The 18,768-nt window shown below is 64.0% G+C and carries 19 protein-coding genes and 1 pseudogene; 8 read left to right on the top strand and 12 right to left on the bottom strand.

The annotated features are described in order from the left end of the window. Positions 1 to 52: 52 nt before the first annotated feature. Positions 53 to 679 (top strand): TetR family transcriptional regulator, encoded by a 627-nt coding sequence (locus ACWZHB_RS07000; protein WP_427907103.1) that lies wholly within the window; start codon positions 53 to 55, stop codon positions 677 to 679. Positions 680 to 697: 18 nt separating this feature from the next. Here ACWZHB_RS07000 and ACWZHB_RS07005 read toward each other — a convergent pair whose 3' ends face one another. After that, on the bottom strand, positions 698 to 1,426 hold the full coding sequence (locus ACWZHB_RS07005) for a type 1 glutamine amidotransferase domain-containing protein (protein ID WP_427907104.1): 729 nt from the start codon (positions 1,424 to 1,426) through the stop codon (positions 698 to 700). 694 nt (positions 1,427 to 2,120) lie between these two features. Between ACWZHB_RS07005 and ACWZHB_RS07010 the strand changes: the two genes are divergently transcribed. Further along, the gene (locus ACWZHB_RS07010) at positions 2,121 to 2,774 is read left to right on the top strand and encodes a nitroreductase family protein (RefSeq protein ID WP_427907105.1); all 654 of its coding nucleotides are present in this window, start codon (positions 2,121 to 2,123) and stop codon (positions 2,772 to 2,774) included. 12 nt (positions 2,775 to 2,786) lie between these two features. Here ACWZHB_RS07010 and ACWZHB_RS07015 read toward each other — a convergent pair whose 3' ends face one another. The 8 genes and pseudogenes from ACWZHB_RS07015 to ACWZHB_RS07050 form a co-directional block, all read right to left on the bottom strand. Beyond that, positions 2,787 to 3,974 (bottom strand): low temperature requirement protein A, encoded by a 1,188-nt coding sequence (locus tag ACWZHB_RS07015; RefSeq protein WP_427907106.1) that lies wholly within the window; start codon positions 3,972 to 3,974, stop codon positions 2,787 to 2,789. A gap of 17 nt (positions 3,975 to 3,991) precedes the next feature. Further along, positions 3,992 to 5,881 (bottom strand): GMC family oxidoreductase, encoded by a 1,890-nt coding sequence (locus ACWZHB_RS07020; protein WP_427907107.1) that lies wholly within the window; start codon positions 5,879 to 5,881, stop codon positions 3,992 to 3,994. Between the two features lie 25 nt (positions 5,882 to 5,906). Next, on the bottom strand, positions 5,907 to 6,743 hold the full coding sequence (locus ACWZHB_RS07025; protein ID WP_427907108.1) for an SDR family oxidoreductase: 837 nt from the start codon (positions 6,741 to 6,743) through the stop codon (positions 5,907 to 5,909). A 111-nt stretch (positions 6,744 to 6,854) separates the two neighbouring features. Continuing rightward, positions 6,855 to 7,736 (bottom strand): glyoxalase III HchA, encoded by an 882-nt coding sequence (hchA, locus tag ACWZHB_RS07030; RefSeq protein WP_427907109.1) that lies wholly within the window; start codon positions 7,734 to 7,736, stop codon positions 6,855 to 6,857. A gap of 26 nt (positions 7,737 to 7,762) precedes the next feature. After that, positions 7,763 to 8,260 (bottom strand): MarR family winged helix-turn-helix transcriptional regulator, encoded by a 498-nt coding sequence (locus tag ACWZHB_RS07035; RefSeq protein ID WP_427907110.1) that lies wholly within the window; start codon positions 8,258 to 8,260, stop codon positions 7,763 to 7,765. Positions 8,261 to 8,444: 184 nt separating this feature from the next. Further along, a pseudogene (locus tag ACWZHB_RS07040) lies at positions 8,445 to 9,330 on the bottom strand (aldo/keto reductase). A gap of 485 nt (positions 9,331 to 9,815) precedes the next feature. After that, the gene (locus ACWZHB_RS07045) at positions 9,816 to 10,580 is read right to left on the bottom strand and encodes a lysophospholipid acyltransferase family protein (protein ID WP_427907111.1); all 765 of its coding nucleotides are present in this window, start codon (positions 10,578 to 10,580) and stop codon (positions 9,816 to 9,818) included. A 721-nt stretch (positions 10,581 to 11,301) separates the two neighbouring features. Continuing rightward, positions 11,302 to 11,904 (bottom strand): TetR/AcrR family transcriptional regulator, encoded by a 603-nt coding sequence (locus ACWZHB_RS07050; protein WP_427907112.1) that lies wholly within the window; start codon positions 11,902 to 11,904, stop codon positions 11,302 to 11,304. Between the two features lie 141 nt (positions 11,905 to 12,045). On the opposite strand from ACWZHB_RS07050, the gene ACWZHB_RS07055 reads away from it, so the two are divergent. Genes ACWZHB_RS07055 through ACWZHB_RS07070 form a run of 4 tightly spaced genes read left to right on the top strand, consistent with a single transcriptional unit; the run spans position 12,046 to position 14,811 of the window. Then, positions 12,046 to 13,266 (top strand): alkane 1-monooxygenase, encoded by a 1,221-nt coding sequence (locus ACWZHB_RS07055; RefSeq protein WP_427907113.1) that lies wholly within the window; start codon positions 12,046 to 12,048, stop codon positions 13,264 to 13,266. Beyond that, complete coding sequence (locus tag ACWZHB_RS07060; protein WP_427907114.1) at positions 13,266 to 13,442, top strand: rubredoxin; 177 nt, start codon at positions 13,266 to 13,268, stop codon at positions 13,440 to 13,442. Before ACWZHB_RS07055 ends, ACWZHB_RS07060 begins: the two co-directional genes overlap by 1 nt. Beyond that, complete coding sequence (locus ACWZHB_RS07065; protein ID WP_427907115.1) at positions 13,439 to 13,621, top strand: rubredoxin; 183 nt, start codon at positions 13,439 to 13,441, stop codon at positions 13,619 to 13,621. Before ACWZHB_RS07060 ends, ACWZHB_RS07065 begins: the two co-directional genes overlap by 4 nt. Next, positions 13,618 to 14,811 carry an NAD(P)/FAD-dependent oxidoreductase gene (locus ACWZHB_RS07070; protein ID WP_427907116.1) on the top strand — a complete coding sequence of 398 codons (1,194 nt, stop codon included), beginning with the start codon at positions 13,618 to 13,620 and terminating at the stop codon, positions 14,809 to 14,811. Before ACWZHB_RS07065 ends, ACWZHB_RS07070 begins: the two co-directional genes overlap by 4 nt. A 350-nt stretch (positions 14,812 to 15,161) precedes the next feature. On the opposite strand, the gene ACWZHB_RS07075 is transcribed toward ACWZHB_RS07070, so the two are convergent. The 3 genes from ACWZHB_RS07075 to ACWZHB_RS07085 all read right to left on the bottom strand — a co-directional run bounded on the left by ACWZHB_RS07075 (position 15,162) and on the right by ACWZHB_RS07085 (position 17,047). Continuing rightward, a complete protein-coding gene (locus ACWZHB_RS07075; RefSeq protein WP_427907117.1) occupies positions 15,162 to 15,803 on the bottom strand; it encodes an NAD(P)H-binding protein in 642 nt (213 codons plus the stop codon). A gap of 362 nt (positions 15,804 to 16,165) precedes the next feature. Next, a complete protein-coding gene (locus ACWZHB_RS07080; protein ID WP_427907118.1) occupies positions 16,166 to 16,567 on the bottom strand; it encodes a 2'-5' RNA ligase family protein in 402 nt (133 codons plus the stop codon). Positions 16,568 to 16,645: 78 nt separating this feature from the next. Beyond that, positions 16,646 to 17,047 carry a membrane dipeptidase gene (locus ACWZHB_RS07085; RefSeq protein ID WP_427907119.1) on the bottom strand — a complete coding sequence of 134 codons (402 nt, stop codon included), beginning with the start codon at positions 17,045 to 17,047 and terminating at the stop codon, positions 16,646 to 16,648. A 98-nt stretch (positions 17,048 to 17,145) separates the two neighbouring features. Between ACWZHB_RS07085 and ACWZHB_RS07090 the strand changes: the two genes are divergently transcribed. Both ACWZHB_RS07090 and ACWZHB_RS07095 read left to right on the top strand, forming a co-directional pair. After that, on the top strand, positions 17,146 to 17,493 hold the full coding sequence (locus ACWZHB_RS07090; RefSeq protein ID WP_378563952.1) for a hypothetical protein: 348 nt from the start codon (positions 17,146 to 17,148) through the stop codon (positions 17,491 to 17,493). Beyond that, complete coding sequence (locus ACWZHB_RS07095; protein WP_427907120.1) at positions 17,490 to 18,752, top strand: hypothetical protein; 1,263 nt, start codon at positions 17,490 to 17,492, stop codon at positions 18,750 to 18,752. Before ACWZHB_RS07090 ends, ACWZHB_RS07095 begins: the two co-directional genes overlap by 4 nt. Positions 18,753 to 18,768: the final 16 nt, after the last annotated feature.

The following is an 18,768-nucleotide window of genomic DNA, read 5'->3' on the forward strand; positions in this document are numbered from 1 at the left end:
ATGAAGTTTGTTGAAATTCAGACATTCTTGGCCAAGGATGTACGATGGCCGGGTGGCTGAGACGGTGAGTTTCCAGGCTGAGATGCGGCAACTCCTGCGGGAGCGATCACTCGATGTGGCGCGCCGGATTGTGTGCTCCGATGGGTGGTCTGCGGTGAAGATATCGAGCATTGCCAAGGAGGTCGGGATCAATCGTCCGGCACTCTATAAGGAGTTCGGGTCGAAACAGGCGTTCGGGGAAGCGCTGGTCGCCCGCGAAGCCGATGTGTTCCTGGCGGGTGTCGTCGATGGTCTTCGCGCGCATGCAGACGATGCGGTGGCGGGCATGGTCCAGGCCGCCGAGTTCGCTCTGCAGTTCGGCTCGGATAACGCGCTGCTCAAGGCAATTCTCATCGAACGCGAGGGGCAGGACGGCGGATTACTCCCGTTTCTGGTGGCGGATCCCGAGACGGTGCTCGCCCGCGCCGTGAGCGTGATCGATGCTGTGGTGCGTGAACAGTACTCGGCAGAGGTAGTCGGTGACTCGGTACGGGAAGACTCCGTCGAAGTCCTGGTCCGGCTGACCCTCAGTCACCTTTACCAGCCGCGAGGCTCGATCGAAGATGCGGTCGGGCAGATTCGTCGCGTGATCACCAGCTTGCTGTATGCACAGCCGGACCCCGGGCAGTCGGTTCGTTGATGCCCGGTCTGTGGCAGATCATGGCCGGCTGTCGCGGACCTGCCTGAGTTTCTTCACCACTGCTTCGGCCACCACTTTGGCGCTCTTCGGATTCTGGCCGGTAATCAGATTCCCATCCTCGACCAGATGGGGCCTGAAAGGAACCAGACCCTTGCTGTACGCGGCGTCGCGCTTCTTCAGCTCCTCTTCCAGGTCGAACGGAACAGCCTGATCTCGCTTCGCGACCTTCTCCTCCGGCCATGAAAATCCGGTGAGCGCCTTGCCTTTCACCAGGAGCTCGCCCGAGGGCAGCCGCACATCGAGCAACCCACTCGGGCCGTGACACACCGCTGAGACAACCTTCCCGGATTCATAGAACCGGGCGATCAGGTCAGCGAGCGCGGGGCAGTCGGTGAAGTCGAACATCACCCCGTGCCCGCCCGTCAGATAGATCGCATCGTAGGAGGCGCTGTCGACATCGGACACGTTCCGCGTCGTGTCCAGGAGGTTCATGAAGTCCCTGTCTTCATATCGTTTGGCGACTTTGCCCTTCAATCCGACGGCATCGCCGAGCTCTGTGAAGAGCAGGCTCTCTGGATCGAGCGGGACCTTGCCGCCCGAGGGGCTGGCGATGTCCAGCAGGTAGCCCGCCTCTTCCGCGACGTCCCAGAAGTGCGTCAGCTCGCTGAGCCACAGCCCGGTTCGGAAGCCGACTTTCTCGAACTGGTCGGCATTGGTAACGATGATCAGAATCTTGTTTGTGGCCATCAGTTCTCCGCATCGTTATGCCCTGATACGTCAGGGAGCTATCGCATCGCTTCACTGCTATACCCAGAAGGCTGCAAGTGACACGGGAGCTCGACGGGACCGTGGGCATCAATCTCCACCGGCAGGCCAGGTGTGATCCGCCTAGGGCGGGATCGGGCGGCACAGCGTGGAACAGATAGTGGTGCCCGTCGAGCACCGTGACCTGTTGGATCGACGGATTGCTGATCGCGTCGTAGTGCGCGGATTCCCATTCCGGATCCGCCGTGCAATCCCAAAGTCCTGAGGGCGGAACGGGTCTCGTTGACGATGGCGTCGCTGGTGCGAGGCGCATCGGTGCCGTCGCTGAGGCCAAGGCCGAGGTTTTCGACGATTGCGAATGTCTCGCGGAAGCAGTGGTGGTCCTGTCCCACACCGCGGCCGTAGAAGACGAAAAGGCAGTGACAGCAAGAGTATTCAAAGACCGAGCAAGTGCTTTCTGCACGGCGCGTGTCATCCTGGATTATTGCGGGTTCGTTCAAGGCGCGGCGGTTCGCGGTGGGTGTGGCCGCCCCGTAGGGTGAAGTTGCTTCACCTCGCGGGGCCACCATCACCTATCCGTCTGACCGGTATTTTCGCCGGAAACGGGTACAGGACATGGTTTCCCGTCGCGGCGTCAGCAGCCGCAAAGGGTCACCGAACGATCACTGGAGGTTGCATGCCCGAACGCCCGGCTCTCGATCTGTTCGACGCTCTACATTCCACCCCCGCACGGCGCTACCTCGAGCCGGACCCGATTGACGAGTCGGTGCTGTGGGATCTGCTCGATGCTGCGATCAGAGGCCCGTCCGGCGGTAACTCGCAGGGCTGGGGCTGGGTGGTCGTGACCGATCCGCAAGTCAAGCAAACCATCGCGGACTGGTACCGAGATGGCTGGGAACGTGTCTACGGGAACGCAGTTCCTACCGCCCAGTCCGCCGATTCCGGGCTGACAGCGTCGGTGCACGGTAGCGCGGAGTACCTGGCGGCACATTTGCAAGAAGCCCCGGTCTTCGTCTTTCCGGTCTTGACCGAGGTATCCGAGTCCCCGCTGGCGGGTGCCTCGATCTATGGCGCGGTGCAGCACCTCATGCTGGCGGCCCGAGCGTATGGGATCGGCTCGACGTTGACCTCGCTGCACGCCTTCCACGAGAGCGAAGTCGCGGCGCTTCTCGGGTTGCCGGAGAACGCGCGGACGATGGCGCTGATCCCGCTGGGCTATCCCGCGCGTGGGCGCTGGTCGGAACCGAAGCGTAAGCCTGTGCAGGAAGTAACCCATTGGGGTCGGTGGGGGCAACATCGTGAGCGACCCGATGACGCAGGTGGTTCGTAGCAGCAGGCGAGGCTACCGGCCGAGCACTTGGTTCGATCCGGATCCAGCGGGATCCTGGCTCCCTGACTCCCAATGCGCCATGGTTCGCGAGAACCAGCCGGCGAGAGTGACCAGTATTGCGACGAGCAGTGTCACGACGATGTAGGCGGGGAGCCAGAATGCTGTCGCGGCCGCGACAGCGAGCACGGTTGCGCCGACCAGCCGGGGGAGCCAGCCGACACCTATGTCGCGATGGAAGTAGATCGCATGTGACAGCAGGTAGATCGCGGGACCGGCGAACATGAGGATCCCCGCGATGCCCGATCGAGGATCGTGGACATGGGCGAGCAGTATCTCGATGCCCGCGGCGAACATCACGAGACCGGTGACGACGCCGTAGGTGATGTTGATGCCGATGTGCACGGACCTGATCGGGTCTTCGTCGTCGGATATACGCTCCTCCACGAGCTGTTCGGCCCGTCCGAAGTAGACCACCCACAGGCAGACCAGGGCGATGAAGCAGCCCAGTGCCAGCAAGAGCGTGAGTTCGTCGGAGTGGTGTTCGGAGATCGAACGTCCCAGGGTCATCACGGTCTCGCCGAGCAGGATGATCAGAAACAATCGCACCCGTTCGAGCATGTGCGCGGAGTCGAAGGGTCGCCGTTGGGTATTCATCGATACGCCCGGTATCGGGTGCGCGGTCCACACGCCGATCAGGTCGACGAATGCGGCCACGGCCCACCACCAGAGGCGGGAGTCGGGATCGAGCGTCGAGCCGACCACCCAGGCAGGTGCGGAGACCGCGAACCAGGTCAGCACGTGGCGGAAGTGTCGGCGAAGTAGCGCGGTAGGGGCGGTCGCTGCCGCGTAAACGCTGGGGCCGGTCAAGGCGATCAGCATCGGAACGACGAACAGCCAGGGGCTGTCGCCGAACGCGTTTGCGATGCCCGCGTTCATGAACAGCCCCAGTGCCATCACCGAGATCACGATTGCCCGGGTCGCGGAGCGTGCGATGTCGAGCATGGTGACCTCGAATGTGGTGAATGCCCAGACACCGGACACCGCGATCGCCATCACCAGCGTCTCGGTGGCACCGCGCCAGGTCAGATGTGCCACGAGATGGTGCGTCAGCTGACTGATGGCCAGCACGAACACCAGGTCGAAGAACAGCTCGAGCGGTGACACCTGACGATGGCGGCCCTGCGGCATACCGATCTTCATGATCTCCTCGCCGGGGTCTACTCGGCGGTGCGATGTTGCTCGAGGATGACCTGGCTGGCCTTTTCGCTGATCATGTAGACCGCGGACGCGATGAAGAATCCTGGGATATCGGGAAACACCGACGCGTCCACGACGCGCAGTCGTGATACTCCGCGCACACGGAAGTCCTTGTCCAGCACCGCCTGCGGGTCGGAGTCGGTTCCGATCTTCGCGGTCCCGCACGCGTGGTGGCCCCACGCTTGCTCGCGGACGAAGGTGGCCAGATCGGCACGTTCGGCAACGTCGCGGCCGGGGATGAGTTCACCGGTCACCGCGGTCTGGACGTGGTCGACGATGTCGCGGGCGATCTCGATGCCGTCGATGACACCGTTCACATCGTCCTCGTAGCCCGCCGAACCCTCCTCGAAGTACCGGAAACCGATGTCGGGGACGTCTCTGGGGTCGGGGGAGCGCAGCGTGACCGATCCGGCCCGGTTGTTGGTGTGGGCTTTGAGTACCAGCACCGATAGGCGGTTGTGGTGGCGGACGGAGTCGCGCGAATAGCCGGGGTAGTAGCCGTGGAAGTCGATCGGGAGCGCGAAGACGATCAGGTCCGAGTCTGCCTTGGCGACACTGGATTTGGCGATGATGGCCGCGAGGGAACCGTTGGTGGTGTAGGGGCCGTCGCGTTGATCGCGCCATTCGGCGAACAGCGCGTCACCCGCGTCGAGGTCGTCGGGAACGTCCAGCGGTGAATCGTTGAAGATCGGGTAGTCGTGATCGAGTTCGCTGACCACCGATACCTCGTATCGGTCGTGGAGGTTGCGCCCCACCCCTGGCGCGTCGACGAGCACGTCGATGCCGTGTCGCTCGAGTTCGGCGCGTGGACCGATTCCGGAGAGCTTCAGCAGTTGTGGGGTGTTGTACGCGCCACCGGAAAGGATCACTTCCTTGCGTGCTCTCGCGATCCGCGGTGAGGTCGGCGTCGGTTGCTGCGGCCGATCGTGCCCGGGTGCTGTTTGGTCTGCCGGGGCGGATGCCCGGTAGAGGCGGTGCCCGTCGAGGTACTCCACGCCGACCGCGCGGGACTTGTCGAAGACGACCTTCGTCGCCAGGGCGTTGAGCCGGATCGTCAGCTTATCGGGCACCTGTGCCGCCACATCCTGCAATCGCTCGCGGCTGCCGTTGCGATGACCGTCTGCCACTGCCACGGGAATGAACGCCATGCCCTGGTAGTCGGGCGGGGTGTCAGCAGCATTCGGGTCCCGGGGGAGGGAAACCTCCTCGGCGATGCCGTACCGATCCCGGCTGGTCTGCTCGATGGCGCCGATGATGTCGAGGAACATCGGCTCCCGGCCACCGACAGCAGGATTTGCCCGGGTGGTGCTGAGCCAACCGTCGCGTCCGTGTCCGGCCTTCTGGTCGCGTTGAGTCTCGGTGTCGCTCGGCAGCGGCTTGGCGTCGACGCCGCGCCAGGCTTCGAGCCGCCGGAACAGCTCACGCATCGGGCCCGCACCCCAGGACGGGTCGCCGGTCAGCTCGGCCAGGTGGTCCCAATCGCTGGGGTGCGGGTAGATCGTGACCAGTGCGCTGATGGCGGTGCTGCCACCGAGGGTGCTGCCGCGGGGGTAGAGGACACCGCCGCGGCCGCCGACGTACTTGTCGTCGTTGGTTTGCACCTCGTCGTTGTCCCAGTGCCGGACGAAGAAGTCCCAGCGCATGTCAGCGTCTTCGCTGGCGTAGCCCTGCATGATCGGGATCGAGTAGTACGGGCAGTGGTGGTCGTCGCCGGCTTCCAACAAGAGCACTGAGTGCCCGGCCAGCGCCAGATTGGCGGCGAGCGGTCCGCCGCCGGCACCGGAGCCGACGATCACGAAGTCGTAATCCTCATCCTGGTCGTCAGCTGAACCAGTGGTTGGTGTACTCATGAGCGCCTTCCTCGTCGAGGGTCGGTCACCGGTCGATGCTGGCGCTGAGGGCCTGATGGCGTCGAGCATCGTCGAGCACGGAGCGGGCCTTGTGGTCGATGGCGTACAGCGCGTCCTTGCCGAGGTAGAGCCGGGTCGGTGGCTGCTGCATCTGGCTCAAGGTGATCAACGCTTGTGCGACCAAACGCGGATCGCCGCCTTGCTGATGATTCAGCTCAGCGTAGCGGTGCAATGCTGTGCGCACGATGGCGTATTCGGCGATCTCTTCGGCGGGTTGGCGTGAGGAGCTCGAATCGAGGAAGTCGGTGCGCACACCACCGGGACAGACCGCGGTGGCGTGGATTCCCAGCGGGGCGGTTTCGGCAGCGAGAGCTTCGGTGAGCATCAGCACCGCGGCTTTGGTGGCGCTGTACAGCCCCGTGGCGGGGCCGGTGACATCAGCCGAAATCGAGGCGATGTTGATGACGTGCCCGCTACCCTGGCGCCGCATGTGTGGCAGGACCTGCTGGGTCACTTCGAGCAGGCCGAACACGTTGACGTCGAAGTTCTGCCGGATCTCGTCACGGTTGAACTCTTCGACGGCACCGAGCATCGAGTAGCCGGCGTTGTTGACCAGAACGTCGATCCGACCGAAGGCCTCGACTGCTGTGGACACTGCCCGGGATATGTCGGCCGGGTCGGTCAGCGACATCGACACCGCGAGGAAGCGATCCTCGGGTGCGCCGATCTGCGACCGTAATCGGTCGGCGTCACGCGAGGTCGCCACGAGCCGTGCGCCCGCGTCGAGCGCGGCACGCGCGGTCTCGAGTCCTATGCCCTTGGACGCGCCGGTGACGAACCACACCGGTTCTGAATTCGACATCAATATCTCCTGTTTCCGGTTACCGAACGCGGAGTTGGCAGGGAACCCGCGCCGCTGGGGGCCGGATGTTTGTCGGTTCCCAGCGGCGCGGTATCTGATGGTCGGGTTGCGCTACGCCGTTGTTCGGACTTCCTCGAGGAGGGCGTCGGCTGCGAGCTTGCCCAGTTCGTTCGAGGCGAGTGGGCTGTCGCCGGTGAGCAATTTGCGATCTCGGTGGGTCATGCCGGTCATCTTGTCGTTGAGGATCGTCAGTCCCTGCTTACTCAAGAGGTCAGCGACGAGCCACTGGAGGTGGCCCGGCAGGTAGCCGATGTCGAGGTTCGCGCCCAGGTCGAGTGCATCGGGGAACACACAGACCGAGTAGCCCTTGAACGGCGACTCCGTTTTACCCAGTGCGGCGGCAAGCAGTGCGGCCGGGCCGTGACACAGGGTGATGATGAACTTGTCGTTCGTCAGGGCCCAGTCCAGCGTCTGTTCCACTGCCTCGCTCGCCGGCAGGCCGGTGACCGCCCCGTGTCCACCGGGGATGAATACTGCGAGGTAATCGGAATCTGCCCCGAGATCGTCGGCGACCACTTCGGTGAGTTTCTTGGGTTGCTTCAGCTTCGGCTTCAGCGCCTCGTAGGTGCCCAAGACCGCCTCGTCCTCGCTCGGCATGGCCCACAATTCGAGCTTGACCGGGTTGCCACCGATGGTCGCGACATCGACCTCGAAACCGGCCTCGATGAGATGATGCAACGGGAGCAGCATCTCGACGGGATGGTTACCGGTGGAGAAGAATTTGCCGTTTTCCAGCAGAACGTAGCGTTCCTCGGTGGCGATCATCAGGATCTTCCATTTGCCACCGGTGTATTCGCCTTTGTGCTCCACACCATCGAAGTCCGTCTTCGGCGCGGTGTACTGACTCAGTGAGTACGGGGAGGGGAAGAACGCGTTGTCCTCGGCCTCATCCGGTGTCGGATTCTTGCTCAGAGTGCTTGTATCGGGCGACATCTCGTGAACCTACTTTCGTTGTTGGATCAGAGTTCTTCCTCGGCGGCCGGTCGGCCGCCGGGCGCGGTCGCGTCGCGCGCTTGGCGGGCAAGTCGGGATAGCACCGACCGAAACTGTGTTTGTTCGGTCGGTTCGAGAGCGGCCAGCACCGCATCTTCGGCCGCAGTGACCCGCGCCTGTAACCGCTCGAAAGTCTCGGCACCGAGCGGGGTGACCACCACTTTGCGTGCGCGGCGGTCGGCCTGATCAGGCCGGCGTTCCACCAGGCCTGCTTCGACCAGATCATCGATCACATAGGGCAGCACCGAGCGATCGATTCCCAAGTACTCCGCCATCTGCAGCTGATTGGGCAGGTCCTTGTACATCACGGTGTAGAGCAGCTGATACCCGCGCGCACCACGTGGCAGATCAGCGACACATGCCTGTACCTGCACCTGGTAGTGGCGCATCAACATCCCGATCGACCAGCCCAGATCACAGTCCACCTCGTCGTTGGAGCGATCTCCTGCGTTATTTCCTGCCATGCGACCGATAACTACTCTCAATCAGCATGCTCGACAACTCGGCTGCGGTATAGATGCAGGCCGTTTCGCTAACGCATCAATGGGCGACCCCTCGCTGACTCGACCTGGCGGGTGCCGGACCGGTCACGCTCGATACTGGGGGAGTCGTCGCGCCGAGCATGCGTTTGTCCAGGTCGGTGCCTCGTCAGGCTTCGGGGATGTTGATGCCGAAGTTCCCGCGGGTGACGTCCTCGGGTTCTGGACCGCCGCGGATCCCGGTGTCCAGGGCGTCGATCGCCGCGAGCTGATCGACGGTGAGCTCGAAATCGGCAATGTCGAGGTTCTCCGCGATGCGCGCGGGGGTGACCGACTTAGGGATCACCTGGCGTCCCTGCTGCACATGCCAGCGCAGCATGACCTGCGCAGGCGTTTTGGCATGCGCGGCCGCGATCTTGCCGATCACCGGGTCCTGCAGCGTCGAGCCCTTCGACCCGTCACGGTAGAAGGTGACGCCACCGATCGGCGACCACGCTTGGTTGAGGATGCCGTGCGCGGTGTCGTAGGCCAACAACTCGGACTGGCGGAAGTACGGGTGCACCTCGATCTGGTTGACCGCGGGCACTACCTCGGTTTCGCCCAGCAGTCGGTCGAGATGCTTCGGCATGAAGTTCGACACGCCGATCGCTCGGACCTTCCCGCCGGCGTAGAGCTTCTCCAGCGCCCGGTATGCCTCGATGGTCAGGCCGAACTCGCCCGGCAGAGCTTGGTGCAGGATCAGCAGGTCGAGCTGTTCGACGCCGAGCTTGCCGACGGCTTTGTCGAACGCGTGCAGCGTCTGGGCATGGCCGAAATCGGTTATCCAGACCTTGGTCTCCAGGAACACCTCCTCCCGGCCGAGGCCCGATCGTCGGACCGCCTCACCGACCTCGCGCTCGTTGCCGTAGGCGGCCCGCCGTGTCGATGTGGCGATAGCCGACCCGCAGCGCCTCCTGGACGGCCGCGATCGTGTCCTCCGGTGCGGCCTGGTAAACGCCGAACCCAACGGCAGGCATCACTACGTCGTTATTGAGTGTGAAATTCGGAATCGTCATCGGTTGTCAGGGACACGGTGCCGGTGTACGCCCGTCTCCCCGTCCTCCTTTCATCCAGTTGTGGAACCGAATTCTCCGAGCGCTCACTTCGTTCGTCCCGACCGTGGAAGTGGCCAGCGGGCTGTCGAAGGCCCAGGACGTCGCGGTTGCGCGTGGTTCGTTGTGCGATCACCTCGTCCGACGCGTAGGGCGTCTGATCCTTCGCCGCGGCCCTGCGGCCGCATCTCGTGCCCGCTGCAGGTGCGGCCGTGGACAATGTTCCGGTTTGCTGTACAGCAGCTTCGGCGATCGATCAACCCAGGTCACAGCCCCGTGGCTGGGGGCACCCAGGTCCGCTGCTTGCCGCAGCAACAACCCTACTCCAGATTGTATGTATCGCAACTCAGTTGTTGAACAAACTAATTTGGGGTTACGTGAAGTCGGTCTCCCTCCGCAGCTGCAGCAGGTCGATCACAGTGCTGGCGGCGTCGCTTTGCTTGAACTGCTCAGCCGAACAGTGGGAAGCGGCGACGACTGGACAGCCGGTTCATTCCGTCCTGGATCGAGGTTTCGACCTGCTGGTAGATCTTGTCGACGTAAACGGTGTCGTCCACGCGTGCCGGGTCGGTCGATACGTTGATCGGATCGAGGAACTCTGTGCGGATCTTCGCGGGTAGCGGGATGTGGGCCGGGAGAATCTCGATTGCCAGTGGGAAGGGGAAACCGGCAATGATCGGCATGGTCGCACCGCGCAGCCGCTTGCCAAGTCCGGTCCATCGTGCAAGGAAGCGCCCCTCCGAGAGGACGAACACGGTGTCGTGCCCGCCGACCGTGGCCACCGGAACGATCGGCACTCCCGACCGGATCGCCTGTCGGACAAATCCTTTCCGCCCGGCGAGGGTTGCCCTATCGCGTTTGCGCCAGTTCCTCATCGCGTCCTGTTCGCCACCGGGCCACACGACAACGTCGTGACCCGCATCCAACGCTGCAGTGACACCGTGGCGGGAAGCGGGGATGACGCCGGTCACCTTGAAGTAGTCGCCGAGGATCGGTGCGGCCATCAACACGTCATGCGCGGTGCCATGGAGGATGCGTTTTCCCTCGAAACGCCGGTTCCAGGCGTGCACCAATGTCCAGGCGTCCATCGTCAGTGAGCCACCGGAATGGACCCCGACGATCAGCGACGGTTCATCGGGAAGGCGGTCCCAACCGTCGATCTCGAGCCGGAAGTAGTGGTCGCACAACATGTCCCACACCGGTCTTTGAAACATTCGCATGAATGTCGGGTTCGGTCCGTCGGATGTCGTCGCCGCGGCCACCCTTCGGGCGATGAATCGCGAGATCGGGTCCCCGCCGCCCGGATCTGCGGGCGTCGCGTGCTGCGGGGGTGTGGGGTCCTTCGTTGTCATCTCGAACCTTCCTGAGTGGTGGTCTCCGCCAACAGGCCCCGCGCGAAAAGAGCTGGAGGTCTTCGGAAGTCACGTCCACGTAGACAGTCAGCACTTGCGTGTATCAATTGCATACATTTGTATCGTATTTGTCAATATCTGAACAAATAGCAACAAGATGTAATCTGCGATCCGTGTCGGAGTCGCAGGGATTTCACACCCGGGTGCTCTGTGCTCCGCGGCAGTACAGGACATCGCCCGCCAGGCGCTCGTCTTGCCGGGCAATACCGTCAGCAGCACCATGGTGTGTTCGCTGGCGTCGATTCGGGCATCCAGCACGCGTCGCAACTCTGGGTTGTCGGCGGAATCGGCTGGTGCTCAACGGAAAGCGGCGCAGATTTCGCGACCCGCACTCGAAAGGGGGTGCACGGGCTTCCCGGCCTCGGCGGCAGCGGGCAGCACCGGCCCCGGCTGTGCGGTCGGAAGATGATGCGCAAACTATTGCACCGCAGGCGATTCCCGTGTCGCGGGTGTTCCGACCGCGAACGGTAGCTGTTCGCTTCCGCGGCTGCTCAGGTGACCGCGGGGTTGTGGGCTTGCGCGTTCAGGCGGCCAGGAACACTCCGGACAGGACAGCGCCGATCTGCGCCACCGTGCGGTCGACACTGCTTGTCGGCTGGAACAGGTGACTCAGGGTCAGCCGAACCATGATCTCGACGATCGAGGTGAGCTCGTCGTCGGACAATTCGGTCAGCTGGTAGCGGTCGCGAACCGAGGTGGTGAGCGCGGCGACGGCGCGGCCGAGCACCGGCTCCGGGTCGCTCACCAGGGCGGGCAGCAGCGCTGTGTCGCCCCCGTGCCGGGCCGACAGGACGGCCTTGATCAGGGTGTTGTCGCCCGCGGTACGCAGGGTGTACTCGGCGGCGGCGGTGATCCCGGCGATCGGGTCCGTCGGGTGTTGAGCGAGTGTCTCGGCGATCCCGGTGAGGTAGATGCCGGTCTCACGCTCGATGAGCGCGTCCGCGAGCGCCTGTTTGGTGCCGATTTCCTTGTAGAGGACCGGCCTGCTGATGCCGACTTCCTTGGCCACCCGTGACATGTTGACCGCCCCCCACCCGTCGGTGACGACCATGGTTCGGGCGACGTCGAGCATGCGGTCGCGCAACAGCTGACGCATCTCGGATTGGAAGTTCGGCGATTCGGCCACTCGCTCATATTACATGTGCTAGTACGTTTGCTGCGTCATTGACAAGTTGCGGTGATGTGTATTTACTAACAACACGGTGAGCTCAGTTGTAACGAACTCGGCAATATCTGAGCTTGTGTCTCGGTGATCAGGAGAATGACGATGACGACATCTCGAAGTTACGAAGAGCCGGCCGCGGTCGCGCACTGGCGCGATCCCAAGCGCTACCTGTGGTTGTTCGGCCTGGTCGCCCCCAGTGCGGCGCTGCTGGCCACCGGTTTCGTCTGGGCGTTCAACCAGCTCGGCTGGCAGGCTGTCGCGCCTGTGTGGTGGTGGATCGGACCGATCCTGCTGTATGTCCTGCTGCCCACTCTCGACCGGTTCTTCGGGCCCGACGGCAACAATCCGCCCGAGGAGGTGATGGAGCAGCTGGAGAACGACAAGTACTACCGCTACTGCACCTACGCCTACATCCCACTGCAGCTGGTCAGCCTGGTATTCGCCTGCTACCTGTGGACCGCGGACAACCTGTCCTGGCTCGGCATCGACGGCGGACTCGGCCTGATCTCCAAGATCGGCCTGGCCTTCTCCATCGGCACGATGGGCGGCATCGGCATCAACACCGCGCACGAACTCGGCCACAAGAAGGACGAACTCGAGCGCTGGCTGTCGAAGATCACCCTCGCCCAGACCTTCTACGGGCATTTCTACATCGAGCACAACCGTGGCCACCACGTCCGTGTCGCGACACCAGAGGACCCGGCCAGTGCCCGGTTCGGCGAATCGTTCTGGAGCTTCTTGCCGCGCAGTGTCTGGGGCAGCCTGAAGTCCTCGTGGGAACTGGAAGCGACGCGCATGCGGCGCCTGGACAAGAGCCCGTTCTCGCTGCGCAACGACGTGCTCAACGCCTGGCTGATGTCGGTGGTGTTGTGGTTGGGGCTGGTCGCGGTGTTCGGTCCGTCGATCCTGCCGTTCCTAGTGATCCAGGCGGTCTTCGGTTTCTCGTTGCTGGAGACGGTGAACTACCTCGAGCACTACGGTCTGCTGCGACAGAAGACCGCTTCGGGACGGTACGAGCGCTGCACCCCCGAGCACAGCTGGAACTCCGATCACATCGTCACCAACATCTTCCTTTACCACCTGCAACGGCACAGCGACCACCACGCCAACCCCACCCGCCGCTACCAGACCCTGCGGCACATGGACGGTGCACCGGAGCTGCCCAGCGGGTACGCCAGCCTGATCGGCCTTGCCTATGTGACTCCGTTGTGGCGCAAGGTGATGGATCGCCGAGTTCTCGCGCACTACAACGGTGACATCACCCGGGTGAACATCCAGCCGAGCAAGCGCGCCAAGGTCCTGGCGCAGTACGGAGCGAACTGATGGCCGCCTACATCTGCCCCGTATGCGACTACGTCTACGACGAGCGCTTCGGCGCTCCCCGCGAGGGTTTCGCGCCGGGAACCGTGTGGACGGCGATTCCCGACGACTGGTGCTGCCCCGACTGTGGGGTCCGCGAGAAAGTCGATTTCGAGCTGAAAGAGGGTGCGTCGCAATGAACGACTTCAAAGTGTTCCAGTGCGTCCAATGCGGCTTCGAGTACGACGAGGCGCTCGGTTGGCCAGAGGATGGCATCGAACCCGGCACCCGCTGGGACGACATCCCAGACGACTGGTCGTGTCCCGATTGCGGTGCCGCCAAGGCCGATTTCGACATGCGCGAGGTGAGCCGCGGATGAGCGAGCGAATCGTCATCGTCGGCACCGGCGTGGCCGGTGCCACCGCGGCGCAGACCTTGCGCCGCGAGGGGTATACCGGCGAGATCGTGCTCGTCGGCGCGGAGCCCAACCTGCCGTATCGACGCCCCGCGGTGTCGAAGGAACTGCTCGCCGGCACTGCGTCTTTGGACCGGGCGATGCTGAAACCGATGAAGTTCTGGGCCGACAACAAGATCGACCTGCGCCCGGCGACGCGGGTTGAATTCATCGACATCGACCGTGCGACAGTGCGATTGAGCACGGGTGAGGAACTCGGCTACGACAGCGTGCTACTTGCCACCGGCGCCCGGGCGCGCGATATCGACACCGCGTCCACCCGGGCACACACCTTGCGGACGCTGTCCGATGTCGCGGCGCTGCAGTCAGCGATCGGCACCGGCGGTCCGCTGCTCATCATCGGCGGTGGGCTGATCGGCTGTGAAGTCGCCGCCACCGCCCGCGGACTCGGCGCCGAAGTGACGCTGTTGCACGCGGGCCCGGCCCTTCTCGACCGGGTGGTACCGGAGAGCGTGTCGGAATTGGTGCACCGCCTCCATCTCGAGCACGGAGTCAAGGTCGAAACCCGTTCCGCGACAACCCAGCTCGTCGATACCAACGACGGCGTCACCGCCACCACCGCGGACGGCCGGACCTGGACGGCCGCCGCCGCTCTGATCGCCATCGGCTCGATCCCCGACACTGCTCTCGCCGAAGCCGCCGGCCTGGTCATCAACGATGGCATTGTCATCGACGAGCAGTACCGAACCTCCGCGCCAGGAGTCTTCGCCGCAGGCGATGCCACCACCGAATTCAGTCCGTATCGCGGCGAATTCGACCGCGGCCAGCACTGGAACAGCGCCATGACCGCCGGTGCCGCAGCGGCCAAGGCAATCCTCGGCCACCCCGCTACCCCCGCCGAAATCCCCTGGGGCTGGACCGACCAGCACGGCGTCTCCCTGCAATTCGCAGGCTGGATCCACCCTCACGACGAACTGGTCATCGACGGCGACCTCGAATCCCGAGACTTCCTCGCGGTGGCCCTCCGCGACGGCCGCCCCGTCGGCGCCGTGGCAATGGCCAGGCCGCGGGAGCTCCGCGCGGTCAGGCCGATCATCGCTGCGGGTGAACCTTGGTCTGCAGCGCCCCCCTTCGACCTTCTCACCAGCCGGTAGTCGGGTGTTGCGGTCGGAAAGTGGCCGCGGTGGGTTCCTGGCACGAGGACCTCGGGTTGTGCAGCTGTTGCAGGTAGACGGCCGACGGTATTGACGCGGAGTCCGGCGCGGTCGGCCCGAGGTCCGCTGACGTAGAACGACCCACGGAAGAACACCGCGATCATTGGTGCCGTGATGCCTCATCATCCCGACGAACACACCGGCATTTGAGGCGGTGCGGCTGGCAGAGTTGTCCGAACAGCTCGGCAACGACATCATCACTTTCCAGGACCAACCCCGACGAGGCCGGTTCCGGTTCCACGACACATGGGCAATCCTGACCTGCGCTGATTCGGACATGATCGCGCGAATTACGTTGCCAGGTAGTGGATCTGGACTCCTGATGAAGGGATTCGTGCGGCCTCCACCATCCGGTGAGCGACCTCGGACGGATGCACCGGCCGGTATTTCGACAGGCGGCCCCGCAGCAGTGGAGACACGATCGGAGCCAGCCGCTTGGCGATGTCCTCGGCCGGCCTGCTTTCGGACCGTTCGCCGAGTAACAGCGACGGCCGGAAGATATGCACTGCCGGCAGCGTTAGCGCCGAGACATCCGTTTCGGTTTCGCCTTTTACCCGGTTGTATTCACTGGGCGACGAGCGACTGGCGCCGATCGCGGAAACCATGAGGAACTGTCGAGCGTGCGCCGTGGCCGCCTGTTCGGCGACTGCTACGACGTAATCGTGATCAACCTTGCGGAAAGCTTTGCTGGAACCCGCCTTCTCCTTCGTTGTTCCAAGGCAACAGAACACATCGGCGTCGGTCAGTAGATCCGCGGTTCCTTCGAGGTCGTCGAAGTCGACGATGTGCTCACTCAGCCGGGGGTTCTCCATGTCAAGCGGGCGTCGGACCAGAACGTGTACCCGCTGCCAGTCGGGATCGGCGAGCAGTGTGCTCACGAGCTCACGTCCGATTGCCCCGGTGGCGCCGACGATGACAGCAGTCCTTTTCACGAGTACTCCTCAGGGGGATGGTCTGCAGTTAGTCATAAGCACCGGCGGCCTTTCGATAGACTACCGGGCTCTCCGCTGTTGGGCCGAAATCGGATTCGTGCGCCGCGGTCCGGCGATCGGTCGATGACACCGACCAGGCGCAGGCGTGCGACGGGATCGAGCGATTCGGGGGCTCGGTCGAGGTCGGCGCCGAATCCTTTTTTTACCGTCGACGAGAGTCAGCGCAACGGTGATCGGCAACGCTCGCCCGTTCTTCGGAGCCCTGATCACCCACGACCCGTTCCGTCGCATCGTTGGCACCTACCTGAGCGAACTCGAGGAATGGTCATCGTCGGCGAGCGTTGTCTCGGCGGGCGGTCGCCTTATCGAAGGGCGATAGTGGCGGCGTCGTCCCATTCGTAGGAATCTCGGGATCGCCAGAGGCGGACGAGCTTAACCTGCTTCACCATGACCGGGACGGGAACCATGCTGCGTAACTGTGAGATTCGCTCGACGATAGGCGCGGCCTCTTGACGCCGATTGCTGTAACCGATCCCAACGTGGGGGCGGAAGTGAGAGATAGGTTTTGACGCGGTGCCCGCGGCGACGTTCACAGGTTGAGAACGCAGAATCGTGGCGAGCTGCCAGATCGATGACCAAGGCGTCACCGAGAAGCGGACCGCTCCCGAGGAACCGGCCAGAGGTCCGACCTCGATCTCGAAGCTGTCGACGCGCTCGAGCACCTCGGCGGTGCCGGAGGTGATCACACTCGATTGCGGCGTCACTGATCGAATCGGCGGCACCAACCCGGCACCGCGTCATGTGAAGAGACGATAGCGGGACCGGATGGAGTCCGAATGAACTCAAGCTCTGCTGGCAATGCCGAGCAACCGGCGCGTTCGGTGGGGGTGAAGCCGCGGTCGACGAGGAGGTCTTCGGGTGGGGGCCGCTGCAAGGTCCCCAGGCGGTGTAGTCCGCCGAGAAGGCGGCGGGGTTGTCGCGGATCTCGGCATTGAACTGGGCGCCGTCGAAGAAGTAGCCGGAGCCGATGCCGATGTGGTCGATGCCGACCACGTCAACGCCGTAGCGGATGTGATCGGCCGTGGCGGTGAGGCGTTCGACGCGGGCCTCGGGGCGTTGTGGCCCAGGAAGATTCCGACGCCGTTGATGCCGATCACGCCACCGGTCGCGGCGCAGGCGCGGGCCTGGTCGTCGGTGATGTTGCGCGGATGTGCCCACAGCGCGGCGAAACCGGGCGCCCGCATAGGCACGGGCGAGCGGAGGCAGGTGCCGGGCTGGAGGTTTGCCGGGCTCTCGGACCGTCTATATCGTGCTGTGAGAGATCGGACGGGGGAGGAGAGAAATGGCCGGATACTTCCAGGTGGATATCGACGTGCTCGCGAGCACGGTGCAATCACTGAAGAACTCCGAACAGGTACTTGGTGATGCAATGAAGGCCTTGGAGAGCGCGGGCGACGGTGATATAGGCACCACCGGCCTGAACGACGCCGCCGCGAATTTTCAGCGCAGCTGGAAATTCGGTATCGAACGGATCATCGAGGCCGCGATCACCACTGCCGAAGGTGTCTCGCAATGCCATGACGCCTACGTGTCCGCCGACTCCGCGTTCGCTAGGGCGTTGGATCAGGCCACACAGGTGATCGACGCGCAGGGTACAGCCGATGGCAACGCCACGGGGGTACAACGGTGAGCGCCGACCCCTACCCCAACCTGGGGTTCAACCCAGTTGTCGGCAGTACAGCCGAAGTGGCGAACCTCCGGCAGCGTATCGATGCGGCACGCCAGGGCGTGACGGAGACCAGGACGCTGCTCAACCGCCTACTCGACAGCGGTGATGTGTGGAGAGGCGAGGCGGGAGACGCCTTCCGGGCGAATTTCGACGCCACGCTGTCCACCGACCTGGGCTTGGCCCAGACGTCGCTGGAATCGGCCGTCGATCTCGTCGTCGAATGGCACACCAACCTGGTCGATTTCCAGGACACCGCGCAGGGACTCGAACAGGAGGCGGCCGCGGCGCGTGCCGAGCTCGCCACCGCGAACACCACACTCACACAGGCGCGCACACATCCCGACCTCGGCCTGGCCAATGCGCGGTTCTCCGATGCCGACGAATTGAGGGCGGCCCAGTCCCGCCTCGACGCGGCGGTCGCGCGGGTGAACGCGGCGGTGACGGCGGTGTCGGATTGTCAAACCAAGCTGGATGCGATCATCCGGCGCGCAACCGACCTCGAGGGTGTGCACAACGCCCTCGCCGCGCGCATCGCCGCAGCACTCGTAGACGCCGCCAAGAACGCGCCGAGCAAGCCCGACGAGAGCCTCTGGGACAAGATCGTCGACGCGGTGAACGCGCTCGGCGACTGGATCGAGGAGAATCGCGAACTCCTACACAACATCCTCTCCACCACCGCGGCCGTCGCTGGTCTACTGGCGGTGATCACCCCACCCCCGATCAGCGCAATCGCACTGGGCGTTTCCCTGGTGGCCGGCGTCGGAGCACTCGGCCTGAGCCTCACCGACGACGAACTACGCGACGACCTGCTGCACGGCAGTCTGAGCGAGAAATTCAGCGCAGGCATGCAGCTCTCGGGCGACGCGCTCGGGCTGATTCCCGGTGTCGGAGCACTCGGCAAGGTCGGCAAAGTAGCCATGCTCGGTGACGCGGCGGGCGATGTCGGCCGTTTCGAGGGCATGGCACGCGCATGGTCGGAGGCAGCTCACAATCCCGGGCTGGTCAACAAGTTCATGACCGACCACAACGTCGGGGGCGTAACGGACATCATGGCCAATACCGGCGTTACCAACGGGGTCAACCGGCTGCTGCAAGTCACCGGCGTGGAGGGCGCGCACAGTGTGGCCGATCCCGCTGTGGCGCTCACGGTACTGAAGCGGACAGAGGGCGCGGTCGGATCAGTGGCCGGCGTGGCCCTGGGAAGCATCTTCGGGGACTGAGCGATCGAGGGTATCG

The organism is Nocardia sp. FBN12 (genome assembly GCF_054031145.1).